Origin of the sequence: Vibrio sp. OPT18, from assembly GCF_015163615.1 — a bacterium.
In the GTDB taxonomy this organism is placed as follows: Bacteria; Pseudomonadota; Gammaproteobacteria; order Enterobacterales; family Vibrionaceae; genus Vibrio; species Vibrio coralliirubri.
In genome coordinates this window covers 18,851-36,724 of sequence record NZ_JADDYK010000028.1, presented here as the reverse complement: position 1 = coordinate 36,724, position 17,874 = coordinate 18,851, and the positions used below count along the sequence as shown (strand labels likewise).

The following is a 17,874-nucleotide window of genomic DNA, read 5'->3' as shown; positions in this document are numbered from 1 at the left end:
GAAATATCTGAAACTAATAAGTTAAAAGCTAAAAAGCCCGAGCGACGTTATGTCCCTCGGGCTTTTTGTTGATCGTGTGGTTCTAAACTGATGCTTTAAACGAAGCAGTATTTACAGCTTAGCAACCGCGTCTTTAATCTGTAGAGCGATCTCTTCGTTGCTGATAGAACCAGATTCAAAATCAAAGTTATCGTAGAAGCTTGGTACTGAAACTGACGCTTGCACGTTGCCACCGAAGTAAGGTGCAGAACCTGTTGCTGCACCAAGTACCGTTTGTGCGCCGCCAGGGCCCGGTGAAGTCGCTAGGTAAACCGCCGGCTTCTCGCCAAATACTGAACGCTCAATGCGTGTCGCCCAATCAAATAGGTTTTTATACGCTGCTGGGTAGTGACCATTGTGTTCTGCGAACGAGATAACAAACGCATCAGCTTCAGCTAGGTCGCGTAAGAATGCTTGAGCGCCTTCAGCTTGGCCGATCTCTTTTTCAGTGTCTTCACTGAACATAGGAACATTGTAATCGTTGATGTCTAGGACTTTAACTTCAGCACCTTCAATCAAGTTTGCTGCGTAAGTTGCTAGTGTTTTGTTGATTGAGGTAGAACTTGTGCTTGCGCCAAATGCGATAACTTTCATGATGTGACCTTTTCTGTAATTCCGTTAAGTGGGATTAGAATAACGTAGTAAGAAAATGTAACCATCACAAGAAATGAACGGACTCATTCAAAAATTTCGAACGAGTCTCAAATAAACCAGTTCGCTCAGCAAAATGGAAAGGAAGGGACTGAGCGGATAGTATTAATATATCGAGATTAAGCTTGGTTTTGTAGCTCAACCCAAAGGTCATTAACGATAGTGCGGTCTGCTGGTGTTAGTTCAGAGCGAGCGTCGTCTAGGCTCTGTTCAATACGAGCTTTTACTTCAGCCACATCTTCAATGCCTTCTTCTTCACATGAAGCCACTGAAAGAGAAATATGACCACGTAAGTAACCACCAGCAAACAGTTCATCGTCTGATGCATTTTCAATGCGAGCATCAATTACTTCAAGTAGTTTTTCTTCAAATTCGATAATCATAATATTCTCTTATTTCACAATAAATTGGCTAGTACATAAAGGTTCTACATCGTAGAAGCTGCGTAATGCTTCAGAGAGCATTTTCACGCGAGGCGGAAGACCAGCTTCAAAGATACCCATGACTTCACTGTGTACTTTATTCATAAAGGCCAAACGATCTGGCTCAAAATCGCCGTGTAGATTGTCACAGCTGACATTAAAAGGAAAGCCCGCACTCATCGCAATGATCCATTCATACGCTTGTGGGCGAATTTCTACTTTTTCAAACTCAGCTTGAACCGCCTCAGTTCGACCATCAGGCTCATACCAATAGCCAAAATCTTCCAACAAACGACGTTCAGGCCCAGCGACACACCAGTGTGCTATTTCGTGAAGGGCAGATGCGTAAAAGCCGCGAGCAAATACGATACGGTGATGAGAAATCTGTTCGTCGGCTGGCAGGTAAATAGGCTCGTCTGCACCCAGTTCGAGCTTAGTATTGTAGCTCTCGAAAAAGGTTTGATTGAAAATATCGATGATGTCTGAGTATTGGTGCGTCATAAAATCAAATTTAAGTAAAAAGAACTGGGGCATTTTGCGTTTTTTTAAGCGCTCGGTAAAGCCCTATCACAAGCAATGGCATTGGGTTGACCCCAATACTTTACCGTGACAATCGATTGCAGATCCCAGAATACACTACTTTGAGGTGAATGATTAGTTTAGCTAATCTGAAATGCCCATTCACGGTACAAATATTCATTCGTCAATCAGCGTTTTTACTACTACACTCGCGCTTCATTTTTATATCCCTAAGGCCTATAAGACTCCAATTTATAGACCTATATTATAGAGCTACAGCAATGCTACTAAGTGTTTTGTATATCATTGGCATCACGGCAGAAGCCATGACCGGCGCTCTCAGTGCTGGCAAACAAAAAATGGATTGGTTTGGTGTAATGTTGGTTGCGAGTGCAACGGCTATTGGCGGCGGCACAGTACGCGATATCTTACTTGGCCATTACCCTTTAGGTTGGGTGGAAAACCCGCAATATCTAGCGATCACCTGTATCGCAGGTGTTATTACAACCGGACTGGCTAAATGGGTAATCAAGCTAAAAGGCTTGTTCATTCGTTTAGATGCACTAGGGCTTATCGTGTTCAGTATCATTGGTACTAAGGTAGCGATGACCATGGGTCTTCACCCTATGATCTGCATGGTGTCTGCGCTAGTCACCGGTGTCTTTGGTGGTTTGCTGCGCGACCTTATCTGTCGTCAAACACCATTGGTATTGCATGAAGAGCTGTATGCGTCTGTCGCACTTGTCGCTTCAGGTTTATACCTAGGTTTGCTTGAGCTTGGGATCAACGACGTAACCGCGACGATTGTTACGCTTGTGGTTGGTTACTTGCTGCGCATGGCGGCCGTGCGATTCAAGTGGCGCTTACCTTCGTTCCAGCTTGATCCAGAAAGCTCGGTACATTAGGTAATACCAATCGTAGTAAATAACTGGTCACCCTAGCTTGCTAAAACGCTCGATAACTGCGTTAGAATTTTTGATTGTAGAATAACTACTTATCGAAAAAATTCTGCCTTGTTCTCAAGCCTTTTCCCTGCGCTATTTTTGATCACTTACTTACTGTGATTGGTATAATATATTCTCAATTACGCACAATATAAAAAGGGTTGCTTCATTACGAAGCAACCCTTTTTTTTGTTTCTATCAAATCAGCTTCAAATCTGTTCTGAATAAAACGAAGCAGAACTAGATTTTTGGCGTTTCAGTTGTCACACCAAAGTTTTGACCACGGTGACGTAGCAAGTGATCAAGCAATACAATCGCTAACATAGCTTCTGCGATCGGCACAGCACGGATACCCACACATGGATCATGACGACCTTTAGTGATTAGCTGCGTTGCTTCACCGTCTTTAGTGATCGTGTCACCAGGAACGGTAATGCTTGAGGTTGGTTTAAGCGCAATGCTTGCCACAATATCTTGGCCAGTAGAAATACCACCTAAGATACCGCCAGCATGGTTGCTGCTGAAACCTTCCGGAGTTAATGGATCACGGTGTTCACTACCGCGTTGATTAACCACATCAAAGCCATCACCAATCTCAACACCTTTCACCGCATTGATGCTCATTAGAGCGTGGGCGATGTCTGCATCTAGACGATCAAAGATTGGCTCACCAAGGCCTACAGGCACTTTCGTCGCAACCACTTGAATCTTCGCACCGATCGAGTTGCCTTCTTTTAGCAAGTCACGAATCAGTTGGTCAAATTCCGGTACTTTGTCGGCATCTGGGCAGAAGAAAGCGTTGTTTTCAATCTCGTTCCAATCCACTTTATCAATTGAGATATCACCCATTTGAGAGAGGTAAGCTTGGATCTCAACACCAAATTCTTGTTTTAGGTATTTCTTCGCAATTGCACCTGCCGCTACACGCATTGCAGTTTCACGAGCAGAAGAACGACCACCACCACGGTAATCACGCACACCGTACTTTTGATGGTACGTATAGTCAGCGTGTCCAGGGCGGAACTTGTCTTTAATTTCGGAATAGTCTTTAGAGCGTTGGTCTGTATTTTCAATCAATAGACCAATAGAAGTACCCGTAGTTTGGCCTTCAAATACACCTGATAAGATTTTCACTTCATCCGCTTCACGGCGAGCCGTTGTATAACGAGAAGTACCAGGGCGACGACGATCCAAATCTCTTTGAAGGTCTGCTTCGGTAATTTCTAATCCTGGTGGGCACCCATCTACGATACATCCTAGTGCGATACCGTGACTTTCTCCGAACGTGGTCACGCGGAAATGTTGTCCGATACTGTTTCCTGCCATTACTTCCTCTAAATCAGCTATTGAGCAGAAGGTTTGATTCCTAAACCGACTGACTAATAGCTTTACTTGTCTATTCTTCGTGAATTCATAGTGGCTTTATTACCAAATGATGTAAACCCCAAAAAACGAACAATTGTCAGTTTATCGAAAAATAAAAAAGGAAGCCCATCACTAGGCTTCCTTCTTTCAATACCTTTGATTCACTTGGCATTCAATATGCGACTAACTCAAGCGTTCAAATTAATCGTCGTTCGATGAACCATCCCACACCATATTAAAGTTCACATCGGTAATGTACTGACTCCACTCATCACTGATTTTGCCAATGATGCTGTAGTTTTCATCTAATTCAAGTGAGTAGCTATTATTCAACCCAAACAAGAATGAAAGCACCGCATTCGGTGTATCACCTTCAAACACATCGTCACAAAATTGTGAGTTTAAAGTATCACCGTTGCTTGCTGAAATGGATTCAGACGTCACAGTGAACCTTTCAAAAATAGCCGCATCACCATTGTGCGAACTCAACAATCCATCACAGCTAATGCCATTCATCCATACCTTGATATAGTCGTGTGAATTACCAGATGAAAGCTCGGCTGTACTCATCTGTAGTGACGTAGAGATAAGCTCGTATTGGTGGTCTTGTTCACCAGGCCAATATAGGTAAGCATCTCGCAACTCAGGGCCGTGACTTGATTTTACTTGGATGCGTTTTTCTGCATCAGCCTTGTTGCTAAATCCAATATAACGACTTGATTTACCTTCCTCAGTCCAGAGCATAGTCAACGCACCTTGTGAGATTAGGTTAGTATCGTAATCGTTAGTGATATCATAAGCCATGGTCATCGTTTCTTCGTCATCGACAAATGAACCCACCAGCGTGTCACCTTCAATAGCGTACGTACCGACTTTCAAAGTCGCCTCTGTCGTACATTCCGTCTTATTAGTCAGGCCACGGTCATTGTAGAAGATTTCACCATCTTCAAAACGCACTGTGTCACACCATACTTGAGCGTATTTAGTTCCATTTGATCCTCGTTCAAGGAAGTACCATGTATTGTCTTCTAATGGGTGACCATCCACTGGCGGCAATGGTGACTCTTCGATAACCGGGAAGCTCAGAGTTGCTGCGACCCACTCACTATTGACGCCATCATTGACTGAAACCGTGAGTGTTTCTGTGTCAGCTGCCGAAGAACGAGGAAGCAAACCAGAGAAACTCACCACGCCTTGTTCGCTTACTAGAGCATTAAAGCCCGTACGTGAAGTCGTTGATAGCGTCGTTTCTACTTTGTATTCCAAAGCGTCACCATCTTGATCTGTGAACAGCGCGCTTACATCCAGCGTATCCGTCAGCGACTCGCCTTCTGTTAGCATCCATACATTCATCTCCGACTGTAGGTATGCAAGCTCGCCCTCATCTACAACTGGAGGCTGGTTATCCGTTAACACGGTTACTTCAAAGGTCAGTGGGTATGAACGTGCCTCGTGCTCATCGGTCGCAAAGATATGGTAAATAAAGCTGCCTGCCCCCTCTGGTTCACCCGTAATCATGCCTGTTTCCGAGTCTATAGACAGACCATTATTACCATCACCATCAACGACAGTCATAGTGAAGGACATGTCATCGCCTTCGGCGTCTTGGAATTTGTCGCTAACATTGTATGGGCGCCATGCTTCACCCAGCGTCAATTCAACGGGCTCAGTGGTACCGACAACTTTTGGTCGGGTGTTTGGTATAACGGTGATATCGCCGCCACCCGGTGGAATATTAACAATTGGCGAGTAATCATCAAGCGAGTCTCCAGCCTCAATCATCTCTTGTGTTGCCTCCGCCATCGCCTGTGCTAGTTTTAGCTTGGTGTCGATATCTTGGTCGGATTTATCAACCAACACTTCGCCAATCAGGTTAAGTGCTTCTGCTTGCTCTGTGGTATCTGCAATGTAGTCACCAAAAATAAGTGCTTGTGACACCTCAAGACCTTCGTCACCCGTGATAGCAGCAACTACTTGCTCCTCAGCTTCAGCTACTGTCAACTCCGAGTCTGCAGCTAGCAGTTTGTTCACCATGTTCGTCATTGGGTTAATGATTGCGCCGCTGCCCGCATTAGCTAGTGTGAAATCGTGTTGAACAAGACCACGGTTGCTGTCTATTGTTTGACCTGCAACTGCCTCAACACAGACCACGGCACCTAGATGCGCAACTGGAATGTTTACCTTACCATCGACATCAGTTTGACTACTCTTGCCTGTTAAGTCCGTATCACAAATACCATCTTGGGTCGTATCAACCCTGACATTAGCATACGCCAAATAACCATCAATGGCCGTGATAGAAAACGTCGTTGGGTTGCTCGACGAATCGCTGTCTGAACCACACCCAACCAGAGCCATTGCAATTGACGCTGCGAGCAAGCCTTGCTTTTTCATTATTGTTCCTTATTAAACCTATTCAATGAGTCTTCATACAGCCAACTTCAGTAGGCTGTGATAATTAAAACATCACTATTTTTAGAGGTTTACTTGGAACTCGCAAGGCACAGGGAATAATGGAAAACTCGTAAAATAAATTCTGATTTTTTCCAATTATGCGAAGTTAAGCCGCCAACTTATCATGGAGCCAACTCTTAGCAAATTTGAGGTCTTTATCAATCAGGCTGTTGCTGCAACCTAATAATTCACTGATCTCTTGATGCTTTAAACCAATGTAGTATTTTAGTTTTAATACATTGGATTGACGGGGGTAGTGGTGAGTGAAGTCCATCAAGGATTTTTCTAGCTCTACACGCTTATCAAGAGATAAATACTCGATTGACAATGCGTTTTCAGCGAAGATTAAATTGTCTTCCTGACGTTTATCAGCCTTCAACGCCCAAGAGTCGTTAATGAGAATATGCTGCATCGCTTTAACTGCCATTAAAAAAAAATCACGCGTACCTTCTATTTCACCTTTTCTTATAGACCCCACCTTTAAATACGCTTCATGAGTCAATATGGTCGCCGTACAGCTTGTATCATCAAGAGGCTTGTTAAATACCTTTGCACTTTTATAGCGACGTAATTGAGCCAACTCTTTGAGCCTAGAGTAAGCCAATCGATACAGTTCAGCTTCAGACTCTTTACAACCATGTTGCCATTGAGAAATGAGTTCAGTAAGACCTTTTTGCATCTGCGGGTTGTTTGATTTCGACACAATTAATCACCTTTAAACAATCGGAGGATAAGTAACAACTAGAGACCCAATGGGCTCAATATCATCTGTTGCAATCCAAGAGTCGTATAATGTCTCATTTAATAGCTCCCCATTAACTTCGGAATTAATCCCTTCACTATAAACATCTACATCGACGACAATGTTATTTCGCGAGCGAATAATTTCATCCCAATCCAGTAAGGAATTATTCAACGGGTAAACCATCGATGTTGCGTCATATATGATCGAATCAAGCTGTAGCTTTTGACGACTAAGATTTTTCGCCTCGATTGAAAGAGCGATTAAGGCTGTAGTCAAAATTGCAATAAAAAAAGAGGCATAAACAGTGCTGGCGGGATAACGCTGAATAAACTTAGTAGTCCTATAAACGCAATGTTGATTGCGATAATTTAGGGGATAACAACACCTTACATTCTCTATATCATTGGCTAGGTCACGAACACTTTGATATCGATGAGTACGGTTCAAGTTGGTGGCATATTGATATACTCGAACTAAATCTCTTGGTGCTGTATCGCTTGGAAACATCTCTTGTAAAATTCGACCTAAAGAGAAGACATCAGACCTTTCATCCAAGCTTCCACTTACAATTTGTTCTGGACTAGCATAAGTTCGACTTACAGCGCGAATAGAGTTACCCAAGGGCTCACTAGAACATCTAAGAGTTTGAGTTAAATTAAAATCGATAATCTTGGGAATCCCATGACTATTTATGAGTACATTTTCTGGCTTTAAGTCAGCATGTAGAACTTTCAGTTCATGCGCATACTCGATAGCAGAGCAAATATCTCGAAACAAAATGAGCTTTTGATCAAAAGAAAGGGGAGTGTTTGACAGGTATTCATCGAGTAAACAACCATCCACGTATTCCATTACAATATAAGCAAACCCTTTATGAAGGCCAGCGTCATAAACCTTAGTAATGTTAGAATGACTGAGATTTGCCATTATCTGAGCTTCAGTGAACAACGTTTCTTCACCTAAAATATCAAATGCTTCGGCGTTGAAAAACTTGACCGCGTAGTTATGTTCAAATAGATGATCACATCTAGAAGCAAAATAAACCACTCCAAAACCACCTTTGCCTAACTCATGGCCAATCAAGTAGCGACCGTCAACGAGGTCATTTTCAAATGATTGAATCGTGAGCGTTGAGGAAGATAAATGGACATCTAACAATTCGCTCAAACATTGCTGCTCATGAGCCACAAGTAGATCGGATACCCTTTGAGCGATTTCTGGGGAACCTTGGTTTAATTCCGAGAGCATTGAACGCCAATTCTTCGGATCCATATCAATCATTTGATAAAAAATTTTGGTACTACCGAGGTCTGTATTCATTTTTGATGCCAGTAACAATCGCTACTCATCTTATATAATACAATATAAACCTAATTACATAGCCTAGAAATGAATTGATACAGTTTTCGATGATTAGACACCAATAAACAATGCATACATTGAAGGTGGCAATATTTCAGATGTTAACGTATCACATCTCAATAAGAAGATTAGATTGCCCTCAAATACAAAAAAACTGACAATTTGCTTGTGCTTTTCGCCACTCTCTTGCTTGGAGCGGATGCATGGGAACTGGCACCCAATCTGCATCTGGTAATGAAGAACTACCTTGAGTGTGACAGCTCAGAAACATTTCTTTTAGTTCATATTTCAAACTCCCGGAAACGTATTCGCCAGCGAGCTTATCTTCTTTTACGGTAAACCATTCCACGGCGAATTCACCGGCGAATTCAGGTAAGTACGCTTCTTGCTCTAGTTGGTTCAGAGGCTCATTACACTTAGGTGCTGGATGCATACTGTGTCCACCACTAAGTGCCTGTTCTGATGTGATAAAACCTTGCAAATCATGTTTAGATTGACGCAAAGCCAATGCGAAAGATGCCCGCGTTACATAATCATTTGAGTTTTCAACACGTTGTAAAAACAGCGCTTTTTTATCTTTATCAACTTCAGGGAAGTAACGTTCAACCAACAAAGAAGCAGCTTGAGAAAACGGTATTTGTGATAATTTATCTAGCTCTCGAAGCAGTACTTTTCCACTATATCGATGACGACCTGAGGCAGATACATAGGTAAGAGAAATCTCTAATTGCCCATGACTGTTCAAATCAACATAAATACTGTTGTCCTTGATTTGATATTCAGATGTTTCAAGCAGCAAGCTATTTAGGAAGTGCTGCATCGTAAGTAAATGCGTCATTTAACTCTATCTCTTAGGATTCATTTCATTATTTAATAGGTCGTCTGTGGCGACCATTTTGATGTCAGCGGTTTTGCACACCGTCTACGTTTTTTACGTGTTTCTGCAGGAGTACCTAGTACCAAGAAACCCACAGGAACATGACTCTCATTAAGGTGCAGATGTTCTTTCACATTTGGTAGACTCACGGCTTCCGTCGAATACCAAACGCCACCGTAACCACTCGCATCCGCTGCTAGGAGTATCATTTGGCATGCTGCAGCCGCAGAAAGGATCTGATCTTGTTGTGAGATCTCTTTGTGTGGTTTGATCTCTGCAGAGACCAACACCAGCATCGGAGCTTGGCGTAAATAACTTGATAGTCGTTTGACTTGCCCTTTATCTACATTCACATCAGACGCAACCCATGCGGCACTCAATAGTTCAACCAGTGCTTCAACTTGTTCATGCTCTATCACTAGAAAATGCCAAGGGTTAAGGTTCCCATAATCTGGAGTACTCATTGCGGTTTGCAGTATGGTCTCTAAATCACACCCAGCCGGAGCTGGTAGAGATAACTCATGAACATGATAAGAGACACATTGTTGAAGAAATTTAATCAATTCCATGACGTTGTTTTCGATATCCGATTAGTAGTAAAAATAAGAAGTAAAGGCTTCCTAAAATAGACACGACCAAGCCAGCAGCTATTTCAGAAGGAGGCATAAGGCTGCGTCCTATTCCGTCAGCCCAAATTAAAAGAGACGCACCAGTAAGACCCGCGGCGGGGATCAGGTGAACATGACGATATAAACCCAATAGACGTGCGCAATGTGGCGTTAGCAAGCCAACAAAGCTAATCGCACCAACAGTTGATATTGCAACCGCCGTTAATAGAGCAGCAACCCCGAGCAGCACTAGGCGATAAGGGGTAAGAGCAATCCCCACGACTTGAGGAATTATTTCTCCGAAAATCGCGGCGTTGGGCTTCGAAGAGATAGACTTCTATCGCTTATTACGTCGTGTCATTCAGGCGTATAAAGAACAACATTCACACCTTGAAGAGAGGTTTAATCAATTTGATTTGATGACTCCACAAATCGACAAAATTTGCATAAATCGAGTCAGATTTAAGATTGGTTATGGGGATACGAACGAAAGACCACTGCCCGATATTGGAAAGCCAATTAATAACCCACTCATGCAATAGCTAATGTTTTGGTAGCCAGAGGAGCTATCGCAAACTTTGAAGCAACAAGTTAAGATTTATTTGCCCACTTAATTGACCTCTGAGCGTGGGCTTTTTTCACTTTGCCATACCTGTAGATTCATCGTTACTTGACCATATACTTAACTACAAAGGCCAGAAACGACAAAGGCCTGACAACTTAAAAAGTTATCAGGCCTTATAGAATAATGGCACGCCCTGAAGGATTCGAACCTTCGACCACCTCCTTAGAAGGGAGGTGCTCTATCCAGCTGAGCTAAGGGCGCGCTACAGGAACGAATTATACGAATTCGAATCAGTAAAGCAACGGCTTTATGTAACATTCTGATCTAAGTGGGTAAAAAAAGGCCAACAAACATATAAGTGTTGGAAAATAGACCAAAGCAAACGTTTGCTTGATGGTAATCAAAAAGATTTTCTGGAATAATGCGCCAAAAACATCAGCCACTAACTTGAATATCAATACTAAGGAAATTCATGACTGCTCAAAATATTGATGGAAAGCTAATTTCTCAAACGGTTCGCTCCGAAGTTGCTGCACGTGTAAAAGCTCGTACTGAAGCAGGATTACGCGCTCCGGGCCTAGCGGTTGTTTTAGTGGGTGAAGACCCTGCTTCTCAGGTTTACGTTGGAAGTAAGCGTAAAGCGTGTGAAGAAGTTGGCTTCGTATCTAAATCTTACGACTTGCCAGCCACTGCGACAGAAGACGAATTGTTAACACTGGTAGACCAACTGAACGACGATCCAGAGATCGACGGTATTCTTGTTCAACTGCCTCTACCAGCTGGCATTGATAGCACTCACGTTCTTGAGCGTATTACGCCAGAAAAGGACGTTGATGGCTTCCACCCATACAATGTTGGCCGTTTGGCTCAGCGTATGCCTAAGCTTCGCTCTTGCACGCCAAAAGGCATCATCACGCTGCTTGACCGTTACAACATCGACTTACGTGGTAAACACGCGGTTGTGGTTGGCGCATCAAACATCGTAGGTCGCCCAATGACGCTAGAACTTCTTCTAGCAGGTTGTACGACGACAACATGTCACCGCTTCACCAAAGACCTTGAAGGCCACGTGCGTCAAGCAGACGTTGTTGTAGTTGCCGTAGGTAAGCCTAACTTCATTCCTGGCGCTTGGATTAAGAAAGGCGCTGTTGTGGTCGATGTTGGTATCAACCGTTTGGAATCTGGCAAACTAGTGGGTGACGTTGAATACGACGTAGCGAAAGAAAGCGCAAGCTTCATCACACCTGTACCGGGTGGTGTTGGCCCAATGACGGTGGCGAGCCTAATCGAGAACACCATGATCGCTTGTGAGCAATTTCACTCAAAGTAGTCCGCAGCGCATATAAATAAAATTAGAAAGCCGCAACGTGATGAACGTTGCGGCTTTTTTGATGCTTAACGATTCGTCTTTGAAACAAGGCGACTCGCTTTTGATGAAGTGCTCGTTGCTACTTATCTGGAGTCTCAACTTTTTCCGTCTGTTCAGAAGGCGGTAATAAACTAATAAGCTCACACTCCGTTGATATGAGTTTTTCCAACTCAGATCCTTGTGTAATTAAACGGAAATCACCGCCATTAATCACCCCAAGAGGAATGGCTTTAGGATACAAAGCGTTAAACTCTTTTAAATCAAATGCCTCGGTCAAACCTGTACTTTTAATTTGGCTACCCTGAGCCATCAGTGAGTTAAGCTTAGAATAGGTAATCCCCTCCGAAAATAGACTTCTATTGCCATCGCGGCTCACTTGGTGCCTCTCATGTTTGTTCTCTGAGGATTCAAGCTCAAACACCTTATTTTCACCAAACTCGTCTTGATAGTGCATGCTAACTAACGGGTTGGTTTGACGATAAGGCGACACGATCATCGCACGCCCTATCCCATCCAATTCCAGATTATTTTCAGCGTGGCTCGAAGCCGGGTTACCAAAATAAACATTCAAGTTTTCCATGCGCGCTAAACGAATGCTCTCCCAGTTGGTATCAGCAAGCACACTGTTGATGTTGTGTGTGGCCAGCACTTTGGCAAACTGGCGTGAAAACTGAGTCGCACCAAAGAAGATAACGCCTTGTGCCTTCTCTTGAGTCACACCTAGCCTTCTCGCCCACCAACTTGCGGTTAAACTCTGAATCACAACTGTGCCGATAATGACCAAGAACACCATGGGCACCAGCAGATCTGCCCCGTCAATCAATTGCTTCTCTTGAAGTTTGATCGCAAACAGAGAAGAAACCGCGGCTGCAACGATCCCGCGCGGTGCCATCCAGCTCAAAAACCACTTATCCGCAGAGGTAAGATCCGTGCCGATCCCGCTGATCCACACACTCAAAGGGCGCGCCACCAGCATCACTACCGCTAACAGACCAACCCCACCCCAACCTATCGAGAGGAAGGTTCCGGAATCGAGCCTGCTCGCTAACAGAATAAACAACGCAGAAATAAGCAACACGGTTAGGGTTTCTTTGAATTCGATGATGTCTTCGATATCCAAGCCTTTCACGTTGGCAAGCCAGATCCCCATGATGGTCACGGTTAATAAACCCGATTCTTCACTCAAATCATTAGAAAACGAGAACGCCGCCAACATTAACGTCAGCACAGCCACATTACGCAAATAGTGTGGAACCCAATGCCCTTTCAGCATCTTAGCAATCAAATGGCCACCGATGATCCCTAAGCCTAAACCTATGACTAACGTCAGGCCCAAAGCTGACAGAACGTGTCCGGTAGGGTCGGCAGAAGAAACAATGTACTCGTAGACGAGAACCGCAAACAAAGCCCCAATCGGATCAATCACTATCCCTTCCCATCGCAAGATACTGCCTAACGAAGATTTAGGCTGAATACTGCGAAGCATGGGCACGATTACCGTAGGGCCAGTTACCACAACTAATGCACCAAACAGTGCGGCTAACGGCCAACTGAAGTCCACAAAGTAGTATGCCCCCACCACGATACACGCCCATGTAATCAACATGCCGAAACTCACGAGATGAGTCACCATCCGACCATGGCCTCTGATTTCTTTGAAATTTAGGGTTAATGCTCCTTCAAACAGGATGATGGCAACCCCTAATGAAATCATAGGAAACAGCACATCACCGAAAATGGCATCGGGATTTAGAATATTCAGGCCAGGACCTAACAACAGGCCAACGATAAGGAGAGGAAGAATAGCGGGAAGACGTAAACGCCAGCCGAGCAGCTGACAAGCTAAAGACAAGAGTCCAATTAACGCCAAAGAAGAAGTAATCGACAAATCCATTTGTGCCCCTAAAAGGTTTGCACCACACCCTGTGGTACAAACTATTCAATGAAATAAGAAAGCCTACGTTCTTACACTATAGGCTCTCTTTTTCACGCTAACCGAATATTATTGTGATTAATCAGTCACTTTACTATAGGGGGGAGTAAAGTCATGATCCGTTAGCTATAGAGAAAGTACAACACCAGCAATAGCGGCACTCATTAAGTTAGCAAACACACCGGCACAAATTGCTTTGAAGCCATATTGTGAGATGAAAGAGCGACGCTCTGGAACTAAGCTACCCAAACCACCGATAAGAATCGCCATGGTAGAGATGTTAGCAAAGCCACATAGAGCAAAAGTTACGATCGCTTGTGAGTGCTCACTTAGCGCCTCTTTAGCATCCATTAGTTGGATGAAAGCCACGAACTCGTTCACGACAATCTTGTTACCGATCAATGAGCCCGCAACCACAGCCTCAGACCACGGTACACCGATCAGCCATGCAACGGGTGCAAACACATAGCCTAGGATAAGTTCGAAGCTGAGGTTTACGCCAAACCAGCCGCCAACGATACCTAGCAAGCCATTCAGCATTGCAATCACACTGATAAAGGCAAGAAGTGTTGCACCCACTGCAACGGCAATACGAAGTCCAGACATAGCCCCATCTGCCATTGCCTCAACTACGTTTGTTGCTCGTGGAATTTCTACATCAGACTCAATATTTTCTTGAGCGTCATCTGGGCTACCAGGTACTAAGATTTTAGCCATCAATAGACCGGCTGGTGCAGACATGAATGCCGCAGCGATCAGGAAGTTTAGGTCAACGCCAAGCGATGCATAACCCACTAGCGTACCACCAGCTACAGACGCCAAACCACACACCATCACAGCAAACAGTTGTGAATCTGTCATGTGTTTTAAGTAAGGTTTAACCACCAATGGCGCTTCAATCATGCCGACAAAGATGTTGGCAGTCGCAGACAGTGATTCCGCACGACCTGTGCCCAAGAACTTCTGCAGTGCACCACCGATAAGGTTGATCACTTTTGGCATAAAGCCGATGTGGTACAAACCAGAGATAAGCGCAGAGAAAAAGATAATGATGCCCAGAACATTAATCGCGAAAACGAAACCGTTGTTCGTAAGGCCACCAAATAGGAAGTTAATCCCCTCTTGACCGTAGTTGATCAAGCTAGATACCGCACCCGTGGCTGCATTCAACGCTTCTTTACCCATTGGTACATAAAGAACCAATAGCGCGAATGAGATTTGTAATAAGAAAGCCAAAGAGACTGTTCTTAGTGGAATATTTTTTCTGTCCGTAGATAGTAACCAAGCGGCAACTAAAATAGTGATAATTCCAAGTAGGGAAGCCATGTGCGTCAACCTAAAAGTTGTAGATAGGAAAGGCGACGCATTCTATAGAGGAAATCGTTTGCGGCAAGCTGAGGTTGTTAACGTGATGTTGGGGTAATCACGATTTAACTATGAGTATAATTAAGTTATTGAATTTTAATAATTAACTTTGATTAAAAAGCGTACTTTTTCCATATGGAAATTATATTTATAGATTAGGAAACAGTTAGCGATGCAGTTCAACGCACGTTTTGAGGTTTTTGTCCCAATACGTCGGCGACCCAATATGATCTTTGATGAACTCAATCACAGCTGAAAGCTTCTTTGGCATGTTCTTTCGACTCGGGTAAACGGCATAAAATGGCATCAGCTGACTGGCTCTCCACTCTGGTAATACTTGAATCAACTTACCCGTTCTAAACTCTTCTTTCACTAAGTAAGTCGCCAAATAAGCAACGCCCCACCCTGATACTGCCGCGTCTCGTACTGCCTCAGCCAAATCGACTGAGTAATCACCCGCAACTTTGACGCTGAGGTTTTCTTGCCCGTTATCAAAAGCCCACGATGTGTAATCTCTTTCACGGCTGCGATAAATAAGACAGTTATGGTCAATCAAATCGGAAGGTACATGTGGCGTCCCGGCCTTAATCAGATAATCCGGTGACGCAGCCACCACAAACTGGCTGTCGGCTAAACGCTGCGCAATGTAACCTTCAGGCAGGTCTTCATTATTGGTGATCCAGAGATCCAAGCGCTCTTCAATCATGTCCACCTTATAGTCGAACAAGTGGACCTCGATTCTCAACTGAGGATAAAGCTGTCTGAGTTGATCAATCGCCGGAATGATATGCAGTGTGCCAAATGACTGCGACAACCCGACGCGCAAGATTCCAGAGATATCATCGCGCTGGCTGTCCATATCCATCTGAGCCGCTTTTACCGTGTTAAACAACTGCTCACAATGTTGATAGAACACGTCTCCCGCTTCAGTCAGCGTGAGGCTTCGTGTGGTGCGTTGCACCAGCTTGATGCCGATTGAGTCTTCAAGCAAAGCGACTTGCTTACTGATATGAGACACCGAAACGTTCAAGCTTTTTGCAGCACTGGTAAAGCCTTCGTGCTTGATCAGCGCATGAAATATCACCATCTGTGCAGCTCTATCTGTTAGCACAAGATCACCTTATTAAATCTCTGAAATATAAAATCAAAAAGGACTCCGAAGAGTCCTTTAGTTCGTTCTGCCTATGGTAGGCCAAATGCTATTCAAAGCGACTTACGTCTGTTAATCAAACTTAATTCTGTCGGCTAGATGGCTTACTGCCAAAGCAAAGTAGTAAGAACGGTTCCACTTCATTAACACATTGTAGTTGTTGTAAATGAGGTACGAACGACCCGCTTCGTCATCTGGCATTATCAACCAAGCTTTAATGTCTTCATCAAGCGTTGGCAGTGGGCGATCGTCATAGCGTTTAATACCGAGTTCAGACCACTCTTTTAAGTATTTCGCTTTGTCTTCGTCTCGACCTTGTAAATCGATCGACACGGTTGACGGAACATGAACCTGACGACCCCAAGTATATTTGTCATCCCACCCTGATTGGCTGAGATAATTGGCCGCCGAAGCAAATACGTCTTCTTCAGTGCCCCAAATGTCTTTCTTGCCATCACCACTGCCATCAGCGGCGTAAGCTAAGAATGAGCTTGGCATAAACTGAGGTTGACCCATCGCACCAGCCCAAGAGCCTTTCATCTCTTTTGGTGCAATATGGCCTTGATCAAGAATCTTCAATGCCGCCATCGCTTCGCTACGGAAGAAAGCTTCTCGGCGTCCTTCATAAGCCATGGTAGTTAGGGCGTCGATAACGCTGTAATTGCCCGTGAACTTACCAAAATTACTCTCAACGCCCCATAGCGCGACAATGAATCTTGGTTGAACACCATATTCATCACCAATACGCTTTAACGCGGTGTAGTGTTCCTTATAGAGTGACCTTGCTTGCTTCACTTTCCAATCTGGAACCGCTCGTGGAATGTATTCATCCAGAGTCAGTTTTTTCTCAGGTTGGTTTTTGTCGGCTTTTACCGCTCTTGGCTTAAACGTTACACCATCAAAGGCTTCATCAATGATCGCTTCAGAGATGCCTTCTTCACGGCCTTGTTGTTTTAGTTTTTCTACATATTGCTCGAAGCTCAGTTCTTCTGCTTGTACTGAACTTATGGTCAGGCTATTACCCAATAGTAATGCCGACACAGCCAATATGGTTTTCGAAAATTTACTCAACGATCACTCCTCCTTGAATTGAGGTGGCTATCACTCTTCGTCTTGAGATTTCTGTTGAGCTTTACGCTCTTTATGAAGTTCAAGTTCGTTAACTGGTGGCGGCGGAACCTGCAAAAAGAAACCATCGGTATTCAGTGATTCTTTCACTTTTTCGATGTTTACTTGAGCCAGTTTACGGCCATCCATTTTAATTACCATTACAAAACTAGGTTTACCAAACATTTGCATCAATGCGTCAGGAACTTGTGAAAAATCATCCTTCTTAGGGATATAGAGGTATGTTCCTTCTTTCTTTGAGCTTTTATATATAGAACACAGCATGACAAACCTTTTAATTGATTATGACTACAAAACTCTCACTTGCGAGATCAATAGTTTATGTTAGGGAAATATTGGGAACAAAACGTCCATTTGACAACAAGATTACTTGCTGTG

General features: G+C 43.8%; 18 protein-coding genes and 1 tRNA gene. 3 read left to right on the top strand and 16 right to left on the bottom strand.

What is annotated here, in order from left to right; all coding sequences use genetic code 11:
• Window positions 1–111: 111 nt before the first annotated feature.
• The 3 genes from IQQ51_RS05110 to IQQ51_RS05100 all read right to left on the bottom strand — a co-directional run bounded on the left by IQQ51_RS05110 (window position 112) and on the right by IQQ51_RS05100 (window position 1,613).
• Window positions 112–633 (bottom strand): NADPH-dependent FMN reductase, encoded by a 522-nt coding sequence (locus tag IQQ51_RS05110; protein WP_017070306.1) that lies wholly within the window; start codon window positions 631–633, stop codon window positions 112–114.
• Between the two features lie 176 nt (window positions 634–809).
• Complete coding sequence (locus tag IQQ51_RS05105) at window positions 810–1,073, bottom strand: YfcL family protein (protein WP_017063425.1); 264 nt, start codon at window positions 1,071–1,073, stop codon at window positions 810–812.
• Between the two features lie 9 nt (window positions 1,074–1,082).
• Window positions 1,083–1,613: an elongation factor P hydroxylase gene (locus IQQ51_RS05100; RefSeq protein ID WP_048611495.1), complete on the bottom strand. Its 531-nt coding sequence runs from the start codon at window positions 1,611–1,613 to the stop codon at window positions 1,083–1,085.
• Between the two features lie 299 nt (window positions 1,614–1,912).
• On the opposite strand from IQQ51_RS05100, the gene IQQ51_RS05095 reads away from it, so the two are divergent.
• On the top strand, window positions 1,913–2,536 hold the full coding sequence (locus IQQ51_RS05095) for a trimeric intracellular cation channel family protein (protein WP_004734183.1): 624 nt from the start codon (window positions 1,913–1,915) through the stop codon (window positions 2,534–2,536).
• Window positions 2,537–2,815: 279 nt separating this feature from the next.
• Here the strand turns inward: IQQ51_RS05095 and aroC are convergent, their stop codons facing one another.
• The 7 genes from aroC to IQQ51_RS05060 all read right to left on the bottom strand — a co-directional run bounded on the left by aroC (window position 2,816) and on the right by IQQ51_RS05060 (window position 10,317).
• A complete protein-coding gene (gene aroC, locus IQQ51_RS05090; RefSeq protein ID WP_004734182.1) occupies window positions 2,816–3,901 on the bottom strand; it encodes a chorismate synthase in 1,086 nt (361 codons plus the stop codon).
• A gap of 240 nt (window positions 3,902–4,141) precedes the next feature.
• The gene (locus IQQ51_RS05085) at window positions 4,142–6,334 is read right to left on the bottom strand and encodes a putative Ig domain-containing protein (RefSeq protein WP_193840531.1); all 2,193 of its coding nucleotides are present in this window, start codon (window positions 6,332–6,334) and stop codon (window positions 4,142–4,144) included.
• A gap of 166 nt (window positions 6,335–6,500) precedes the next feature.
• Window positions 6,501–7,097, bottom strand: coding sequence for an ECF-type sigma factor (locus IQQ51_RS05080; protein ID WP_193840530.1), 597 nt, complete (start codon window positions 7,095–7,097; stop codon window positions 6,501–6,503).
• A gap of 12 nt (window positions 7,098–7,109) precedes the next feature.
• Entirely contained in the window at window positions 7,110–8,459 is a 1,350-nt protein-coding gene (locus IQQ51_RS05075; protein ID WP_193840529.1) for a serine/threonine-protein kinase, read from the bottom strand.
• Between the two features lie 181 nt (window positions 8,460–8,640).
• Complete coding sequence (locus IQQ51_RS05070; RefSeq protein ID WP_193840528.1) at window positions 8,641–9,339, bottom strand: IucA/IucC family protein; 699 nt, start codon at window positions 9,337–9,339, stop codon at window positions 8,641–8,643.
• A 32-nt stretch (window positions 9,340–9,371) separates the two neighbouring features.
• Window positions 9,372–9,947 (bottom strand): nitroreductase, encoded by a 576-nt coding sequence (locus tag IQQ51_RS05065; protein WP_193840527.1) that lies wholly within the window; start codon window positions 9,945–9,947, stop codon window positions 9,372–9,374.
• Window positions 9,934–10,317: an iron chelate uptake ABC transporter family permease subunit gene (locus IQQ51_RS05060; RefSeq protein ID WP_193840585.1), complete on the bottom strand. Its 384-nt coding sequence runs from the start codon at window positions 10,315–10,317 to the stop codon at window positions 9,934–9,936. The genes IQQ51_RS05065 and IQQ51_RS05060 overlap by 14 nt, the downstream gene beginning before the upstream one ends.
• On the opposite strand from IQQ51_RS05060, the gene IQQ51_RS27950 reads away from it, so the two are divergent.
• Complete coding sequence (locus IQQ51_RS27950; protein ID WP_197279018.1) at window positions 10,301–10,528, top strand: ferric iron reductase; 228 nt, start codon at window positions 10,301–10,303, stop codon at window positions 10,526–10,528. The two genes, IQQ51_RS05060 and IQQ51_RS27950, sit on opposite strands and share 17 nt — an antisense overlap.
• A gap of 207 nt (window positions 10,529–10,735) precedes the next feature.
• On the opposite strand, the gene IQQ51_RS05050 is transcribed toward IQQ51_RS27950, so the two are convergent.
• Window positions 10,736–10,812 (bottom strand) — tRNA-Arg (locus IQQ51_RS05050).
• A gap of 211 nt (window positions 10,813–11,023) precedes the next feature.
• Between IQQ51_RS05050 and folD the strand changes: the two genes are divergently transcribed.
• A complete protein-coding gene (gene folD, locus IQQ51_RS05045; protein WP_017062367.1) occupies window positions 11,024–11,881 on the top strand; it encodes a bifunctional methylenetetrahydrofolate dehydrogenase/methenyltetrahydrofolate cyclohydrolase FolD in 858 nt (285 codons plus the stop codon).
• A gap of 118 nt (window positions 11,882–11,999) precedes the next feature.
• Here the strand turns inward: folD and IQQ51_RS05040 are convergent, their stop codons facing one another.
• The 5 genes from IQQ51_RS05040 to IQQ51_RS05020 all read right to left on the bottom strand — a co-directional run bounded on the left by IQQ51_RS05040 (window position 12,000) and on the right by IQQ51_RS05020 (window position 17,760).
• On the bottom strand, window positions 12,000–13,814 hold the full coding sequence (locus tag IQQ51_RS05040) for a cation:proton antiporter (RefSeq protein WP_050645442.1): 1,815 nt from the start codon (window positions 13,812–13,814) through the stop codon (window positions 12,000–12,002).
• Between the two features lie 165 nt (window positions 13,815–13,979).
• The gene (locus IQQ51_RS05035) at window positions 13,980–15,179 is read right to left on the bottom strand and encodes a NupC/NupG family nucleoside CNT transporter (RefSeq protein WP_019826134.1); all 1,200 of its coding nucleotides are present in this window, start codon (window positions 15,177–15,179) and stop codon (window positions 13,980–13,982) included.
• Window positions 15,180–15,384: 205 nt separating this feature from the next.
• Window positions 15,385–16,305, bottom strand: a complete 921-nt coding sequence (locus IQQ51_RS05030; protein WP_017063421.1) for a LysR family transcriptional regulator — start codon at window positions 16,303–16,305, stop codon at window positions 15,385–15,387.
• A gap of 135 nt (window positions 16,306–16,440) precedes the next feature.
• On the bottom strand, window positions 16,441–17,439 hold the full coding sequence (locus tag IQQ51_RS05025; protein WP_048615080.1) for a lytic murein transglycosylase: 999 nt from the start codon (window positions 17,437–17,439) through the stop codon (window positions 16,441–16,443).
• 30 nt (window positions 17,440–17,469) lie between these two features.
• Window positions 17,470–17,760, bottom strand: coding sequence for a YcgL domain-containing protein (locus IQQ51_RS05020; protein WP_017062372.1), 291 nt, complete (start codon window positions 17,758–17,760; stop codon window positions 17,470–17,472).
• Between the last annotated feature and the right edge of the window lie 114 nt (window positions 17,761–17,874).